A 14,286-nucleotide genomic window follows, 5' to 3' on the forward strand; every position below is an offset into this window, starting at 1 on the left:
CTAATCGATCAGCACTGCCTGGATTAGCATCCGCTGAATCCCGGCTGAGCCAAATGCGACTTCAAGGCCGCGGCCGCGCGATGCTAGAAGTGCCGACGGCCAATGAGACACAAGACGCATGGACAGCATCCAGATCCTTGAAAAACTGATCGCGTTCCCGACGGTGAGCCGCGATTCGAACCTCGCCCTCGTCGGCTACGTGGCGGAGCTGCTGGACGCGCATGGCATTGCCAGCCAGATCATCCACAGCGAGGACGGCCACAAGGCCAACCTCTTTGCCACCATCGGACCGGCCGACGCTTCCGGCATCATGCTGTCCGGTCACACCGACGTCGTCCCCGTCGACGGCCAAGCCTGGACGCTGCCGCCCTTCGAGATGACGAGCCGAGACGGCAAGCTTTACGGACGTGGCACAGCCGACATGAAGGGTTTTGTGGCCTGCGCGCTCGCGGCGTGCCTGAAAGCCTCGAAAATGACGCTGCGCACGCCGCTGCATTTGGCACTCTCCTACGACGAGGAGATCGGCTGCATTGGTGTGCGCAGCCTGATCGACATGCTGCAAGCAGCCCCGCAGCGGCCCTTGCTGTGCATCGTCGGCGAGCCCACCGATATGCAGGTGGCGACGGGCCACAAGGGCAAGCTTGCCGCACGCGCGCTCTGCAAAGGCCGCGAAGGCCATTCGGCGCTGGCCCCGTTGGCGCTCAATGCCATCCATCTCGGCTGCGACTTCGTCGCCGCCTTGCGCCGCGAGCAGGATCGGCTGGTGCGCGATGGCGCCCGCGACGGCGACTACGACATTGCCTACACGACCGTCCATGTCGGCAAGATCAACGCCGGCGTGGCGCTGAACATCGTGCCGAACCTCTGCCAGGTCGACTTCGAGATCCGCAATGTCGCGGCCGACGATCCGCACGAGATTCTCGACCGTCTGCGCAAGGAGGCTGCTCATATTGCATCCGAAGCCTCGGCCACCGCCCCCGAGGCGGCGATCGACATAGACATCACCAACACCTATCCCGGCCTGGACACGCCGGCCAGTTCGCAAGCCGTCGCTTTCATCAAATCGCTGACCGGCGCCAACAACACCATCAAGGTTGCCTACGGTACGGAGGGCGGCCTGTTCAGCCGCGATCTCGGCACGCCGACGGTCGTGTGCGGACCGGGATCGATGGCGCAGGGACACAAGCCGGATGAGTTCGTCAGCGTCGAGCAGATGCGCCGCTGCGACGGCATGCTGGAAAAATTGCTGCAGCGGCTTGCCGACCAGCAGTTGGCTTAACCGGGGCTACTTCTGTGGAAGTGCTGCCTGGCCGACAGCCCGCTCGGCGCCGAACACGCCTTGCTCGACGACGAAATGCCGGCAGTGGTCGATGAACGCCTGGACGGTTTGCGTGCGGTGTTCGGAACTGGGCAAGGCGACGCCCATGGTCAGCGGCCGCAGATCGCCGTCCAACGGCACGAAGACCAGCGGCTTGCCGTCCGGCGCCAGCGTGTTGAGCGGCCGCATATTGGCGATGCCGTAGCCGAAGCCGTTGGCCACCATGGAACGCATGACGGCGATGTCGCCGGTGCGCTCGGCAATGTTGGGGCGGATCCCGCGCTGGTGGAATGCAGAAAGGAAATATTCGCGGCTGAACGGCAGGTCGAGCAGCACCATCGGCTCATCGGCCAATTCCTCCGTCGTGATCGACGCCTTTGCCGCGAAGCGATGCCCCGCCGGCAGCATGACATAGGCCGGCACCAGCATCAGCGGCTCGAAGGTCATGTCCTGCGACAGTTCGAGATCGTAGGTCAGTGCAAGATCGATTTCACCGCGCTGCAGCATCTCGAGCAATTGCCCCTGATTGCGCTCGAACTGGCGCACGCGCACATCGGGATAGGCGCGCTCGAACCGCATGCGCAGCGCCGGCAGCACGATCTGCGCAAACGTCAGCAGGCATCCTACCGCCAGCGGACCACGCACCTTTTCGGCAAAGTCGCCGGCGACGTCGTGCAAGGCGTCGGCATCGTTGAGCAGCCGGGCGGCTTCCTTGAGGAAGACGCGGCCGCCGGCCGTGAGCGAGAGACCGTGCGAATGCTTGCGGACAAAAAGCTGGACGCCGAACTCGGTTTCCAGTTGGGCGATGGAAGCCGAAATCGACGGCGGCGAGACATTGACCTGTTCGGCCGCCTTGGCGATGGAGCCGGCTTCGCCCACGGCGACGAAATATTCCAGCTGTCTGAGCGTGAAGCGTAGCGGCATGGCTGGCTATGTTGCCGGTTTGAGGGCTTCGATCAAGCCTAATGCATGTCGCGCAAAAGTGGCCCCGGTTTTGCGCAAACGACATGCATAGAGCAAAGGCCTAAAGCGCATCGCGTGAATCCGTTCAATCGCGATGCGCTTTAGGCGCCCATCAGTACTTGATCCATGTCGTTTTGAGCGCGGTGTATTTGTCGAGCGCATGCAGCGACAGGTCGCGGCCGAAGCCGGATTGCTTGAAACCGCCGAACGGCGTCATCGGGCTCAGCGCGTCGACCGTGTTGACGGAAACCGTGCCGGCATGCAGCCGGCCCGCGATACGATGCGCGCGCGACAGGCTGTCGGTCCACAGCGATGCGGCCAGCCCATAAGGGCTGTCATTGGCGATGCGGATCGCGTCGGCCTCGTCGTCGAAGGCGATGACCGAAAGCACCGGCCCGAAGATCTCGTCGCGGGCAATCGGATCGGCAGGCGCGACATCGTCGAAGATGGTCGGCTGGACAAAGCTGCCGCGCCCGTTGACCGTGACCAGGTCGCCGCCCGCGACCAGGCGCGCGGTTTTCTTGCCGGCCTCGACGAAGCGCATGACGTTGGCGGCGTGGCGACTATCGACCATCGCGCCCATTTTCGAAGCCGGATCGAGCGGATCGCCGGGCTGCGTGACCGCCGCACGTTGCACCAGTTTCTCCACCAGAGCATCCTTGATGCCGCGCTGGACGAGCAGGCGTGAATTGGCGGAACAGACCTCGCCCTGGTTGAAGAAGATGCCGAAGGCCGCCATGTCGGCTGCCGCGTCGAGATCGCCGCAATCGGCAAAAATGAGGTTCGGGCTCTTGCCACCGGTCTCCAGCCAGACCTGCTTCATGTTCGACTGGCCGGAATACTGCAGGAACATCTTGCCCACGGCGGTCGAACCGGTGAAGGCGAGGCAATCCACATCCATATGGCGGCCAAGCGCCTGGCCGGCGGTTTCGCCAAGGCCGGGCACGACATTGAGCACGCCTGCAGGCAGGCCCGCTTCCATTGCCAGTTCCGCCAGAAGCAGGGCCGACAAAGGCGACTGCTCGGCGGGTTTGAGCACCACCGAATTGCCTGCCGCCAGTGCCGGCGCGCATTTCCACGTCGCCATGTCGAGTGGGAAATTCCAAGGCACCACCGCGCCGACCACGCCAAGCGGTTCGCGCCGCACCAGCACCAGATCACCTTCGCCGGCCGGCGCCACTTCGCCATAGATCTTGTCGATGGCCTCGCCATACCATTGAAAGATCGCTGCCGAGCCGGGGACGTCGACCGCGGCCGCATCCCTGACCAGTTTGCCCATGTCGAGCGATTCCAGCAGGGCCAGTTCATGCAGGTTTTCGCGCAGCAATTGCGCCAGCCGCAGCAGAACCTCCTTACGGTGCGCCGGGCTGGTCCGCGACCAGACGCCGGTATTGAAGCTGCGCCGCGCTGCGGCAACCGCCAGATCGATGTCTTCCTCACCGCAGGACGCCACTTCGGCCAGCACCTCGCCAGTTGCCGGATTGACGCTGGCGAAGGTCCGGCCCGAACGCGCCGCAACCGTCTTGCCGTCGATGAACGCCTTGTCGCGAAAACGGATCGCGGACGCCTTGCCGATCCAGTCCTTGTGGCTGAGCTCGCTCATCGCAGGTGACCCTGTCTTGACTATTCGTCTCCCGGCACGCCGTAGCTCGGCGCATCGGATGGGTTTATGGCGCGGGTCACATAGGCATCGAGCTGCGGCTTGTAGAGTTCCCACAGCGTCGCCAGCTGCTCGATCGGGCAGTCATCGGTCCAGTCACAGCGCAAATCGGCGACCGGCCACGCAACCTCGCGCACCAGCTTCATGCCGGCGGAATGGACAGGACCAGCCTCGCCGCCCGCTTTGAGCGCGGCGCGCATGGTCCCGATGAGGCGGTCGCCGAGATGCCCCTCGGACGCCAGGAAGGCCTCGACCATGGCTTGCGGAACGCCGTCATGGGCCAGCATGTTGCCGCCGCAGGCGACATTTTCCGCACGCGCCTCCGCCCAGATGCCAAGAGCTTTGGGACCCGAATGGATCGCGGTCGTCCCGGCGGCGTCGACAGCCAGCACCTGCCGGTATTCGGGATAGGCGCCGGTGCGCTTCAATATGGCAATCGCCTCGGCGGCCGAAGCGCCGCGCGCCAGCAATTCGAGACCTCGCAGCCCCAGCGTCGGATCGGTGACGTTCTGGCTGGCAATGGCGCCGGCACCAGCCTGCGCATAGGCGCAGCGCGCGGCGACAGCAGGCGACGAGGAGGATACTGCGACTCCGAACATGCCGGTGTGGCTGCACCGCGCGACAATGGAAAAGGTCATCGCCGTCAGTCCGGGATAACTGCGGTGCCGTCGATCTCGACCAGCCAGTCCGGCCGCGCCAAGGCCTGCACGACAAGGCCGGTCGAAACCGGATGCACGCCTTTGATGTACTCGCCCATGGTGCGGTAGACGGCCTCGCGATGGCGCACATCGGTGATGTAGACCACCACCTTGACCAGGTGCTCCATGGTGCCGCCGCACTCCTCGATCAGCTGGCGGATGTTCTGCATGACCTTGTGCGTCTGCTCGACCGGATCATGGCTGTCGATATTCTTGGCCGTGTCGAGATCCTGCGGACACTGGCCGCGCAGGTAGACGGTCCTGCCGCCCCGCGTAACGACCGCCTGGCACAGATCATTGTCGAGTTTCTGCTCGGGATAGGTGTCCTTGGTGTTGAACTTGCGAATTCTTGTATGCGCCATCTTGGTCTCCGTCAGTCAGGCTCGAGGTCGGGACGTCCGTTTCTATGCTACCCTGGTCTCGCGCTTTGCGGACGCATGGTAGGCCAGGTACTTGCGCTGCGTGGAGATATGGTCTGCCACATGCTGTGCGTCGTGCCAGACGCCCCAGATGAAGCTCGACCCCCGCCGCGATTGCCACGGCAGGCCCAGGAAATAGATCCCCGGCTCGGTCGACACGCCGCGCTGGTGCTTCGGCTTGCCCTTTTCGTCAAACACATCGACTTTCAGCCAGTTGTAATCGACGGTGAATCCCGTTGCCCAGATGATCGAACCTATCCCGGCTTCCGCCAGGTTCAGCTCGAGAATGGGATCGGTCATGCATTGCGGGTCCGGTCCGATCTCGCGGGCCGCGGGCTCCTCGGGAAGGTCGAGGCCGTTGCGAGCGACATAGGCGTCGGCCTCGTCCAGCACCGACATGTAGTTCGCATCACCGCGCGCGATATTTTTAGCCAAATCCGGAGCGAAGGTCATGACCCCTTCCTTGTAGGATTCCGTCCGGCCAACCAGCGTCATCCCTTGCGCGGCAAGACGCCGGAAGTCGATTGTCTGGCCGCCCCGCGCGCCGCTCACCGCGATGGTGACGTGTTCGGTGCCAAGCGCCGGCGCCTGGGCGTCCCATTTGCCCAAAACCCCCAGCCACCAGCAGAAGTCACGCTCGCGATAGGCCCGCGGAGGCCGATCATGGGGACCGACAGAGAGATAGACGCGCCTTCCCGCGCGATGGAGTTCGTCGGCGATCTGCACTCCTGAAGATCCTGAGCCGACCACCAGAACCGCCCCTTCGGGCATCTGATCCGGATTGCGATAGGCGCTGGAATGTATCTGCATCGCTCCGGCATCCCCGGGGACAACCGCCGGAATGACCGGATGCTGGAAAGCCCCGGTAGCGGCAACCACGCTCCTGGCCTCGATCACGCCATCCGAGGTTTCGACCCGGAAGCCGGGACGGCCGACGAGTCTTTGTACTTTCCTGACCTCCACGCCGCAGCGGATGGGGGCAGCAATCATGTCGGCGTAAGCGACAAAATAATCCGCGACCTTCTCCTTGCCGACAAAGGCGTCGGGACCGGCATCCGGAAATTCCATGCCGGGAAAACGATCATGCCAGGCGGGACCATTGGCAACCAGGGAGTCCCATCTTTCGGAGCGCCAGCGTTCGGCAATGCGGCTCCGCTCTAGCACGAGATGCGGCACCCCGCACTTGCTCAGATGCTCGCTCATGGCCAGCCCCGCCTGGCCGCCGCCAACAACAAGCGTGTCTACCGTTTCGACTGGCATTTCAGCGGCCCTTTCTGGCTCTCCCCGGGAGTGTCTGCGCATGCGGCGGAGATCTGATCGTTGGTTTACTGGAGGCACCGGGCAGCGAAAATTATGATTTCATGTGGCAGTGGTTAGCTTGTCCCTAAATGCCGGGAAGCATGGCCGAAGATGTGGAGCGCGGGGCGTGGATCATCACCGTCGAGACAGAAGAAACGGACGGCTCAGAGATAAAGGCTTCTGGCCGCCTTGGACGATAGCAACTCCTTTGCCGGCCCCTCCTGGGCGACCTTACCCTTGACCAGCACATAGCCGCGATCGGCGATGCCCAGCCCCATTTCGGCATTCTGTTCGATCAACAGGATGGTCGTGCCTTGGCGATGGATCTCCCTTGTGATCTCGAAATACTCGCCGATGAGTTTTGGCGAGAGACCGAGCGACGGCTCGTCCATGATCACCAGTCTGGGTTCGCCGATCAGGGCGCGCGCCAGCGCCACCATCGCCTGTTCGCCGCCGGACAGCGTGCCGGCGACTTGGCGCAAACGCTCATGGATGCGCGGAAACAGCTTGCACATCTTGTCCAGTTGCACCGCGAAATTGGGTCCCCTGCCCGATACCGCGTCATAGCCCAGGCGCAAATTCTCCATCACGGTCAGGCCGGGGAACAGCCGGCGCCCTTCGGGAACGAGGCCGACGCCGAGCGACGCGAGGTTTTCCGTGCCGAGCGTCGCCATGTCCCTGCCCATCACCTCGACCTTGCCGCGCTGCGCCCGCACGACGCCGCAGACGGTCATGAAGGTTGTCGTCTTGCCGGCGCCGTTCGGCCCCAGCAGGCAGACCAGTTCGCCGGGACGCACGCTCATCGCCACGCCGCGCAGCATCGGCACCGCGCCATAGGAAGTATCGACATCCCTGAGCTCAAGCATGGGCGACCGCCTTCCCGAGATAGGCCTCCTGGACGCGCGGGTCAGCGCGCACCGCCGCGAAGTCGCCCTCGGCGATCTTGCTGCCATAGTCGATGCAGGTGACATGCTGCGGGAACGCTTCGACCACCCGCATGTCGTGCTCGATCAGGATCACCGACAGAGCAGGGTTTTGTACGCGCAGCCGCGTGATGTCGGCCACCAGTGCGTCGGTTTCCGTGTCGTCCATGCCGACCGAAGGTTCGTCGAGCAGCAAGAGCTTGGGCTGTGATGCGAGCGCGCGGGCAATTTCCAGCCGCCGCCTGTCGGCTTGGGCCAGCGTGCCCGCTGGCCGGTAGCGTTGTTCGAACAGGTCGCCGGAGCCGAGCTTGAGCAGGGTTTCGGCCTTTTCCACGCAGGCCGCCATCTCACGGCGCGACGCGCCGGGCCGAAACAGCGCGGTCAGCACGCCGGTCCTGGTGCGGGTGTGCATGCCGATGATCACGTTGTCGAGGACGCTGAGGTCGGAGAACAGACGCGACGACTGGAATGTGCGGGCGATGCCGCGGTCGACAACTTCGTAGGACGGGCGGCCGGTGATCTCGGCGCCGTCGAAGGTCACGCGACCGGAGGTTGGCCGGTAGACGCCGGTCACGACATTGAACAGCGTCGACTTGCCGGCGCCGTTCGGGCCGATGACGGCGAGCACCGCGCCCTTGTCGATCGACAGGCTGACATCGTTGAGCGCGACCAGGCCGCCGAAGCGCATCGTCAAATTCTCGACCTTGAGAAGCGCGCTCACGGCTCGCCTCCGTAGCGCCGCATGCGTTGCGGGAACAGGCCTTGCGGCCGGATCATCAGGAAGCCGATGATGACGACGCCGAAGAACAGCAGGCGGTAGTCGGCGAACGCGCGCAATTTCTCCGGCAGGATGGTCAGCAGGAACGCACCGACGATGACACCGAAAATATTGTCCATGCCGCCGACGATGACCATGGTCATGATGGTGACGGAGACCAGGAAGGTGAAATTGTCGGGAGAAATGTAGGACACGTAGAAGGCGTAGATCGTGCCGGCAAAAGCGGCGAGAAAGGCATCGACCGCGAAGGCCAGCACCTTGAACCACGCCACGTTGATGCCTTGCGCCTTGGCGGCGATCTCGTCAGCGCGCAGCGCGTTCCAGGCCAACCCGATGCGCGAGCCGTGCAGCCGGTGCGCGGTGACGATGGCGACGACGACCAATGCAGCCGACAGATAATAGAAGTTCGCCTGGCTCGGCAGCTTCCAGCCGAAGATCACCAGCGGATCGGCAAAGGAATGGCCGAACAGGCTGGGCGCCGGAATGCCGACCAGTCCGTTCGGTCCGCCGGTCCAACTGAAATTGTTTAGCAATTGCTGGACCACGACACCGAAGGCGATGGTGACAAGCGCCAGATAAGTGTCGCGCGTGCGCATCGACGGGATGCCGATGATGAAACCGAACAAGGTCGCGGCCAGCGCCGCGACCGGCAGCGTCAGCCAGAAGCTGACGCCGAAATTGATCGCCAGCAGCGCCGACACGTAGGCGCCGATGCCGTAGGAAGCGCCGGTGGCGAAGTTCGGGATGTTGGCGCTGCCGAGCTGGAAATTGAGCGCCAGCGCCAGCACGGCATAGAGCTCGGCGACGATCAGCAGATGAAGGATATAGGTGTTCGAACCGACGAAGAACGGAAAGGCCAGGACGATGACCGCCGCAGTGATCATCGCCACGAGCGGAACCCGGGCAAAGCTCGCCAACGCATAGTCGGCGATCCACGGCAGCCTCTCCAGCAGATAGAAACCGAGGCCGAGCAAGGCCAGCAGGCCGACCACCTGCCAGCCGCCGTCGACTCTGAGGATGAGGTACAGGAACGCTGCCCCGATGATTTGCGAGGCGATGGCGAAGACCGTGGCCGCGGCTATGCCCGGCACGTCGGGTGAAGCACGACCCTGCATGCTAGACTTTCTCCATGACGGTGCGCCCAAGCAGGCCGGCGGGGCGGAAGATGAGCACGGCGATGACCAGCAGGAAGACGAAGACCAGCCGGTAGGAAGCGCCGTCCGGCACGAATGTCTGCGCCAGCACTTCGATGCCGGCAATGATCAGTCCGCCCAATATGGCGCCCGGCATCGAGCCGAGGCCGCCGATCACCGCGGCGGAAAAGCCGAGCAGGCCGGCCATGACGCCGAAGTCGAACCGTGTCACGCCGGCATAGCTTGCGAACAGAAGTCCGGCGATGGCGCCGATAGCCGAGGCAATGAAGAATGTCGCACGGAAGACGCGTGCATCGCGGATGCCCATCATGCGCGCTACGACCCGGTCCTCCGAGGCCGCCCGGATGCGCAGTCCGAGCGGGGTCATGCGCAGGAAGACAAACAGCATGGCAACCAGCGCGACGGTCAGCACCACCACCAGCAGCGCGAACCAACTGATGGCAACGCCGGAGATTTCGAAAGCCATGCCCGACACCAGGCGCGGGAAGGCATGCGGGTTCGATCCCTGCGGATAGAGATGGCGGATCAGCTCGCGGATGACGATGCCGAGCGCCACCGTCGCCACCAGCGCCATCATGGCGGGCGCATCGCGGAAGCGCCTGATGACCACCTTGTCGAGCAGGACGCCGATCAAACCGACGGCGAGCACGGCGACCGGAACCGCAAGCACCAGCCAGGCGGGCCCCGAGGCGCCAAGAGCGGTCGCCAACGCCTGGGCAAGCGCCAGCGTGATGAACGGCGCCGTCATCGCGACATCGCCATGCGAGAAATGAATGACGTTCAAGACACCGAAGATCAGGCTGAATCCGATCGCCAGCAAGGCATAGATGCAGCCAAGGGTTATCCAGTTCACCAGTTGCTGGACAAGCAGTTCCGCCATGCGGTCCGTCTCTCGATTGAAGCCGACAGGTATCAACCGCCATCCCGGGCGGACAGAACGAATCTCCGAACTCACGAGTCACAATTTCCGAATTTCGTCACTGAATACACGCCCGTACACTGATGATCAGCCGACGATCACGATCGGCCGGGTCGCTACGACGGCGGCAGATAATTCTGTTTGAGGTGGAACCATGCAAAACAGGCGCAGTGCGCTTATCCGCGTATCGTCAATTCTGGCCGGCTCTCTGTTTGCCATCGCCCTGGGCGCCGCCCAGGCGCAGGCCGACCAGATCAAGCTCGGCTTCATCGGGCCGCTCTCCGGCGGCAACGCCCAGCAGGGCCTCGGCGCCCGCAACGGCTTCCTGCTCGCCATCGAGCAGGCCAATGCCAGCGGCTATCCGCACCAGGTGGAAGGCGTCGTGCTCGATGACGCCTCCGATCCGGCCGTCGGCGTTTCGGCGGCGCAGAAGCTGGTCAACGATCCCGCGGTGGTCGCGGCAACGGGGCATTGGAACAGCTCGGTCGCGCTGGCGACGATCCCGGTCTTCAACCGCTCGCAGATGCCGTTCATCGTCTGGGGCGCGGTCAGCCCGAAGATCACCGAACAGAACTTCCCGAACGTGACCCGCGTGACGCCGACGCTGGTCAACGAGAACAAGCCGCTGGCCGAAGCCATCGCCAAGCAAGGCAAGATCAAGAAGATCGCCATCATCTCCGACACGACCGACTACGGTGCGGCCAACACCAAATGGTTCGGCGATTTCTTCAAGGCGGCCGGCGGCGAGGTCGTTTCTTCGGATGCCGCGGCTGTCGGCACGACCGATTTCCGCGCCATGCTGACTACCGCGAAGGCAGCGTCGCCCGACGCGGTCTATTTCGGCGGCGTCGTCACCGAAGCAGCGCTGGTGCGCAGCCAGATGGCCGACCTCGGCATGGGCAATCTGCCGATGTACGGAATTTCAGGCATCTACGACCCTAAATTCATCGAGATCGCGGGAGCTGCCGCCGAGGGCACTATCGCCGGAACTCCGGCCGTCCAGTCGAACCCCAAGCTCGAGGAATTCAACAAGGCCTATGAAACCAAGGCTTATCCCGATCCTGCCGGCTCCTATGCGAAATATGCCTACGAGGCGACGCAGATCCTGCTTCAGGTCATCAAGGAAAAAGGCCTCGACGACAAGGAAGCGCTGAGCAAGGCCATTCGTGACATCCACCACGACGGCATTCTGGGAGACGTCTCGTTCGATGCCAACGGACAGACCAACATGGCCATCGACATCGACATGTTCGTCGTCCGCAGCGGCAAATGGGAGAAGATGTAACTACCTGATCGACGCCGCGCCCGTTCTCCGTGGCGCGGCGTCGATCACCTTCATCGCCGAGCTCGCAAAAAGTCCTGACCGGAGCGCCTGACCATGAATGACGAGGCCGGCCACGGCGCACCTCGAAAGGCCGTCGAGATCAAGGGCGTCTCCAAGGTGTTCGGCACCTATCAGGCGCTGAAGCCTGTTTCCTTCGACATCTACGACAACGAGTTCTTCACGCTGCTCGGCCCGAGCGGCTGCGGCAAGACCACCCTGCTGCGCATGATCGCCGGTTTCGAGCAGCCGACGGCGGGGCAGATTTTCCTGCACGGCTCGGACATACAGGGACTTCCCCCTCATAAGCGGCGGGTCAACACCGTCTTCCAGAGCTACGCCCTGTTTCCGCATATGAGCGTCGAACAGAACATCGGCTTCGGGCTCGAAAACCTCGGCTGGTCAAAGGACCGCCGCGATACGCGCGTCGCCGATATGCTTCGTCTCGTCCATATGGAGGCCTTTGCCGGGCGCAAGCCGCAGCAATTGTCGGGCGGCCAGCGCCAGCGCGTCGCGCTCGCCCGCGCCCTGGCGCCGGAACCGGAAGTGCTGCTGCTCGACGAACCGCTCTCGGCACTCGACCTGAAGCTGCGCCAGGCCATGCGCGACGAACTGCGCATCCTGCAGCGCAAGACCGGCATCACCTTCGTCTTCGTCACCCACGACCAGGAAGAAGCGCTCGACATGTCGGATCGCATCTGCGTTCTCGGCGATGGCGAGATCCAGCAGCTTGGCACACCCGCGGCGATCTACGAGGAGCCGTCGAACCGCTTCGTCGCCGATTTCATCGGCGAGACCAACTTCCTCGATGCTGACGTGATTGCCGTGGACGGCGAGCAGGCAACCGTGAAAACGCAGCTCGGCATGACCTTGACGGCCTCTCACAAGAAAGCGGTCGCCGGCCAGAAGGCCTTCGTCTCGATACGTCCGGAGAAAATCAGCCTGCCCGCCCAGGACAACCCGATCGCTATCGACGGCACGATCATGAGCACCAACTACCTCGGCGGCTACACATACTATCTGATTGAAGCGGGCGGCACCAAGCTGCGCATCTCCAAGCGCAACAGCGTCAGCCGCGGCCAGATGTTCGAAATCGGGCAATCGGTAAAAGTTGGCTTTGCCGCCGAATCCGTGCGGATCCTCGGCGCATGAAGGCACCCACAAAAACTCCTGACTGGAATGTCCTCGGCCTGCTACCGGCCCATCTCATCATGCTGCTGACGCTGATCATCCCGATCGGTATCATCATCGTGGTGTCGTTCTCGACGCGCGGACCTTACGGCGGGTTCGAATATGTGTTCACCACCGCGCCCTACAAGCAGCTGCTGTTCAACGAAGGCTGGACCGGCGAGCTGGAGTTCAATCCGCAATATCTCATCGTCGTTGCCAGGACGCTGGTCCTGTCGGCCGTGACAACATCGATCTGCCTGCTTCTGAGCTTCCCGGTCGCCTATTTCATCGCGCTGCAGCGGCCGGCGATCAAAGTGCTGCTGATCTATCTCGTCACGCTGCCATTCTGGGTTTCGATGATCGTGCGCGTCTATTCCTGGATCATCATCCTTGGCAAGGATGGTGTCGTCGAAAAGACCCTTCGCGGTCTCGGCCTCGTCGACAACATGGACTCGCTGCTGTTCGGCAACACCGCCATGCTGCTCGGTCTCGTCTACAGCTACATTCCGCTGATGATCCTGCCGATCTTCGCATCGATCGAAAAGCTCGACCCTGCGCTCTTCGAGGCGTCGCATGATCTCTATGGCAACCGCCTCACCACATTGCGCCGCGTTATCCTACCCCTCACCCGGCCCGGCATGATCGCCGGCGCGATCCTGGTGTTCGTTCCAAGCCTCGGCGCGGTCCTGGAGCCGACCCTGCTCGGCGGCGGCAAGACCATGATGATGGGCAATCTCATCCAGCTGCAGTTCGGTGGCGCCCGCAACTGGCCGCTCGGCGCCGCCATCGCCATCGTGCTGATGGCCGCGGTCATGGTCTTCCTGATTTTCCAGGGTCTGCGCTCGATGCGCACCGAAGGCCTGGAGCGTGCGGCATGAACGCGGACGATGATGTCAGGCGCTATCCGGGCTTCGGTCTCTTCAGCGCGATCTTCTTCGCCTACCTCTATTTGCCCATCGCCGTCGTGGTGTTCTACTCTTTCAATGCGAACCGGATCGTCTCCAATTGGGGCGGCTTCTCATTGCACTGGTACGCCACCGCTTTGTCCAACGCGAACCTGATGACGGCGGTGAAGACCTCCCTGCTCGTTGCCGCGGTCGCCACAGTCGCCTCGACGCTTGTCGCGTTGACGGCGGCATTGGTGCTGGTGCGCGGCCGCGATGTCCGGTTCCGCCGGATCTCCGAAGCGGTGGTGAACCTGCCGCTGCTCCTGCCCGAAATCGTCGTTGCTGTCGCCGTCCTGATCCTCTTCTCCGAGATCGGGCTCGCCAACGGAATGGTGAAGCTGATGATCGCCCACACCACCTTCTGCATCCCGTTCGCCTTCCTGCCGATACGCGCCCGCCTGCAGGGGATGGACCTCGATCTGGAGGAAGCGGCCCGCGATCTCTATGCCACCGGTTGGGTCGCCTTTCGTCGCGTCACGCTGCCGCTCATCCTGCCGGGTGTGTTCGCCGGCGCCATGCTCGCCTTCGTCATCTCGATGGATGATTTCATCACCAGCAACCTGTTGAATTCCGGCGGCGCCACCACGCTGCCGGTCTACATTTTCTCGCTGATCAAGCAGGGCGTGTCGCCGCAGCTCAACGCAATCTCGACCTTGATCATGATTGTCTCGGTGGTGCTGGCGACCGTGGCCTTCCTGCTTCAGCGACGGCAGTAGC

14 protein-coding genes are annotated in these 14,286 nt (G+C 63.3%); 5 read left to right on the plus strand and 9 right to left on the minus strand.

What is annotated here, in order from left to right:
- Positions 1-118: 118 nt before the first annotated feature.
- Entirely contained in the window at positions 119-1,279 is a 1,161-nt protein-coding gene (argE, locus tag NKH97_RS21235; protein WP_023809422.1) for an acetylornithine deacetylase, read from the plus strand.
- 6 nt (positions 1,280-1,285) lie between these two features.
- On the opposite strand, the gene NKH97_RS21240 is transcribed toward argE, so the two are convergent.
- The 9 genes from NKH97_RS21240 to NKH97_RS21280 form a co-directional block, all read right to left on the minus strand.
- Complete coding sequence (locus NKH97_RS21240) at positions 1,286-2,242, minus strand: LysR family transcriptional regulator (protein WP_023809423.1); 957 nt, start codon at positions 2,240-2,242, stop codon at positions 1,286-1,288.
- 151 nt (positions 2,243-2,393) lie between these two features.
- Positions 2,394-3,884 (minus strand): aldehyde dehydrogenase, encoded by a 1,491-nt coding sequence (locus tag NKH97_RS21245; protein WP_352773630.1) that lies wholly within the window; start codon positions 3,882-3,884, stop codon positions 2,394-2,396.
- A 20-nt stretch (positions 3,885-3,904) separates the two neighbouring features.
- Positions 3,905-4,579, minus strand: a complete 675-nt coding sequence (locus tag NKH97_RS21250) for a DUF1028 domain-containing protein (RefSeq protein ID WP_023809425.1) — start codon at positions 4,577-4,579, stop codon at positions 3,905-3,907.
- Between the two features lie 5 nt (positions 4,580-4,584).
- On the minus strand, positions 4,585-5,001 hold the full coding sequence (locus NKH97_RS21255) for a RidA family protein (RefSeq protein ID WP_023809426.1): 417 nt from the start codon (positions 4,999-5,001) through the stop codon (positions 4,585-4,587).
- Positions 5,002-5,043: 42 nt separating this feature from the next.
- The gene (locus tag NKH97_RS21260; RefSeq protein WP_352798720.1) at positions 5,044-6,318 is read right to left on the minus strand and encodes a flavin-containing monooxygenase; all 1,275 of its coding nucleotides are present in this window, start codon (positions 6,316-6,318) and stop codon (positions 5,044-5,046) included.
- 203 nt (positions 6,319-6,521) lie between these two features.
- Positions 6,522-7,223: an ABC transporter ATP-binding protein gene (locus NKH97_RS21265; protein WP_127292339.1), complete on the minus strand. Its 702-nt coding sequence runs from the start codon at positions 7,221-7,223 to the stop codon at positions 6,522-6,524.
- A complete protein-coding gene (locus tag NKH97_RS21270) occupies positions 7,216-8,001 on the minus strand; it encodes an ABC transporter ATP-binding protein (RefSeq protein ID WP_352610890.1) in 786 nt (261 codons plus the stop codon). The genes NKH97_RS21265 and NKH97_RS21270 overlap by 8 nt, the downstream gene beginning before the upstream one ends.
- Positions 7,998-9,173 carry a branched-chain amino acid ABC transporter permease gene (locus NKH97_RS21275; RefSeq protein WP_023809430.1) on the minus strand — a complete coding sequence of 392 codons (1,176 nt, stop codon included), beginning with the start codon at positions 9,171-9,173 and terminating at the stop codon, positions 7,998-8,000. Before NKH97_RS21275 ends, NKH97_RS21270 begins: the two co-directional genes overlap by 4 nt.
- A gap of 1 nt (position 9,174) precedes the next feature.
- Positions 9,175-10,092 (minus strand): branched-chain amino acid ABC transporter permease, encoded by a 918-nt coding sequence (locus NKH97_RS21280; protein WP_023809431.1) that lies wholly within the window; start codon positions 10,090-10,092, stop codon positions 9,175-9,177.
- A gap of 193 nt (positions 10,093-10,285) precedes the next feature.
- Between NKH97_RS21280 and NKH97_RS21285 the strand changes: the two genes are divergently transcribed.
- The 4 genes from NKH97_RS21285 to NKH97_RS21300 all read left to right on the plus strand — a co-directional run bounded on the left by NKH97_RS21285 (position 10,286) and on the right by NKH97_RS21300 (position 14,285).
- Entirely contained in the window at positions 10,286-11,416 is a 1,131-nt protein-coding gene (locus tag NKH97_RS21285) for a branched-chain amino acid ABC transporter substrate-binding protein (protein ID WP_127271535.1), read from the plus strand.
- A 93-nt stretch (positions 11,417-11,509) separates the two neighbouring features.
- Positions 11,510-12,604 (plus strand): ABC transporter ATP-binding protein, encoded by a 1,095-nt coding sequence (locus NKH97_RS21290; protein ID WP_352798721.1) that lies wholly within the window; start codon positions 11,510-11,512, stop codon positions 12,602-12,604.
- Positions 12,601-13,500, plus strand: coding sequence for an ABC transporter permease (locus tag NKH97_RS21295; protein ID WP_352773635.1), 900 nt, complete (start codon positions 12,601-12,603; stop codon positions 13,498-13,500). Before NKH97_RS21290 ends, NKH97_RS21295 begins: the two co-directional genes overlap by 4 nt.
- On the plus strand, positions 13,497-14,285 hold the full coding sequence (locus NKH97_RS21300; RefSeq protein ID WP_352798722.1) for an ABC transporter permease: 789 nt from the start codon (positions 13,497-13,499) through the stop codon (positions 14,283-14,285). Before NKH97_RS21295 ends, NKH97_RS21300 begins: the two co-directional genes overlap by 4 nt.
- The last annotated feature ends 1 nt before the right edge of the window (position 14,286 follow it).

It is taken from the genome of Mesorhizobium sp. M0870, assembly GCF_040319775.1.
Lineage (GTDB): Bacteria > Pseudomonadota > Alphaproteobacteria > Rhizobiales > Rhizobiaceae > Mesorhizobium.

What these genes read in the sequence shown, in the direction of transcription:
- NKH97_RS21265 (WP_127292339.1), bottom strand. Translation starts at nt 7,223, where the DNA reads ATGCTTGAGCTCAGGGATGTCGATACTTCCTATGGCGCGGTGCCGATG.
- argE (WP_023809422.1), top strand. Translation starts at nt 119, where the DNA reads ATGGACAGCATCCAGATCCTTGAAAAACTGATCGCGTTCCCGACGGTG.
- NKH97_RS21290 (WP_352798721.1), top strand. Translation starts at nt 11,510, where the DNA reads ATGAATGACGAGGCCGGCCACGGCGCACCTCGAAAGGCCGTCGAGATC.
- NKH97_RS21240 (WP_023809423.1), bottom strand. Translation starts at nt 2,242, where the DNA reads ATGCCGCTACGCTTCACGCTCAGACAGCTGGAATATTTCGTCGCCGTG.
- NKH97_RS21260 (WP_352798720.1), bottom strand. Translation starts at nt 6,318, where the DNA reads ATGCCAGTCGAAACGGTAGACACGCTTGTTGTTGGCGGCGGCCAGGCG.
- NKH97_RS21300 (WP_352798722.1), top strand. Translation starts at nt 13,497, where the DNA reads ATGAACGCGGACGATGATGTCAGGCGCTATCCGGGCTTCGGTCTCTTC.
- NKH97_RS21295 (WP_352773635.1), top strand. Translation starts at nt 12,601, where the DNA reads ATGAAGGCACCCACAAAAACTCCTGACTGGAATGTCCTCGGCCTGCTA.
- NKH97_RS21280 (WP_023809431.1), bottom strand. Translation starts at nt 10,092, where the DNA reads ATGGCGGAACTGCTTGTCCAGCAACTGGTGAACTGGATAACCCTTGGC.
- NKH97_RS21255 (WP_023809426.1), bottom strand. Translation starts at nt 5,001, where the DNA reads ATGGCGCATACAAGAATTCGCAAGTTCAACACCAAGGACACCTATCCC.
- NKH97_RS21285 (WP_127271535.1), top strand. Translation starts at nt 10,286, where the DNA reads ATGCAAAACAGGCGCAGTGCGCTTATCCGCGTATCGTCAATTCTGGCC.
- NKH97_RS21275 (WP_023809430.1), bottom strand. Translation starts at nt 9,173, where the DNA reads ATGCAGGGTCGTGCTTCACCCGACGTGCCGGGCATAGCCGCGGCCACG.
- NKH97_RS21250 (WP_023809425.1), bottom strand. Translation starts at nt 4,579, where the DNA reads ATGACCTTTTCCATTGTCGCGCGGTGCAGCCACACCGGCATGTTCGGA.
- NKH97_RS21245 (WP_352773630.1), bottom strand. Translation starts at nt 3,884, where the DNA reads ATGAGCGAGCTCAGCCACAAGGACTGGATCGGCAAGGCGTCCGCGATC.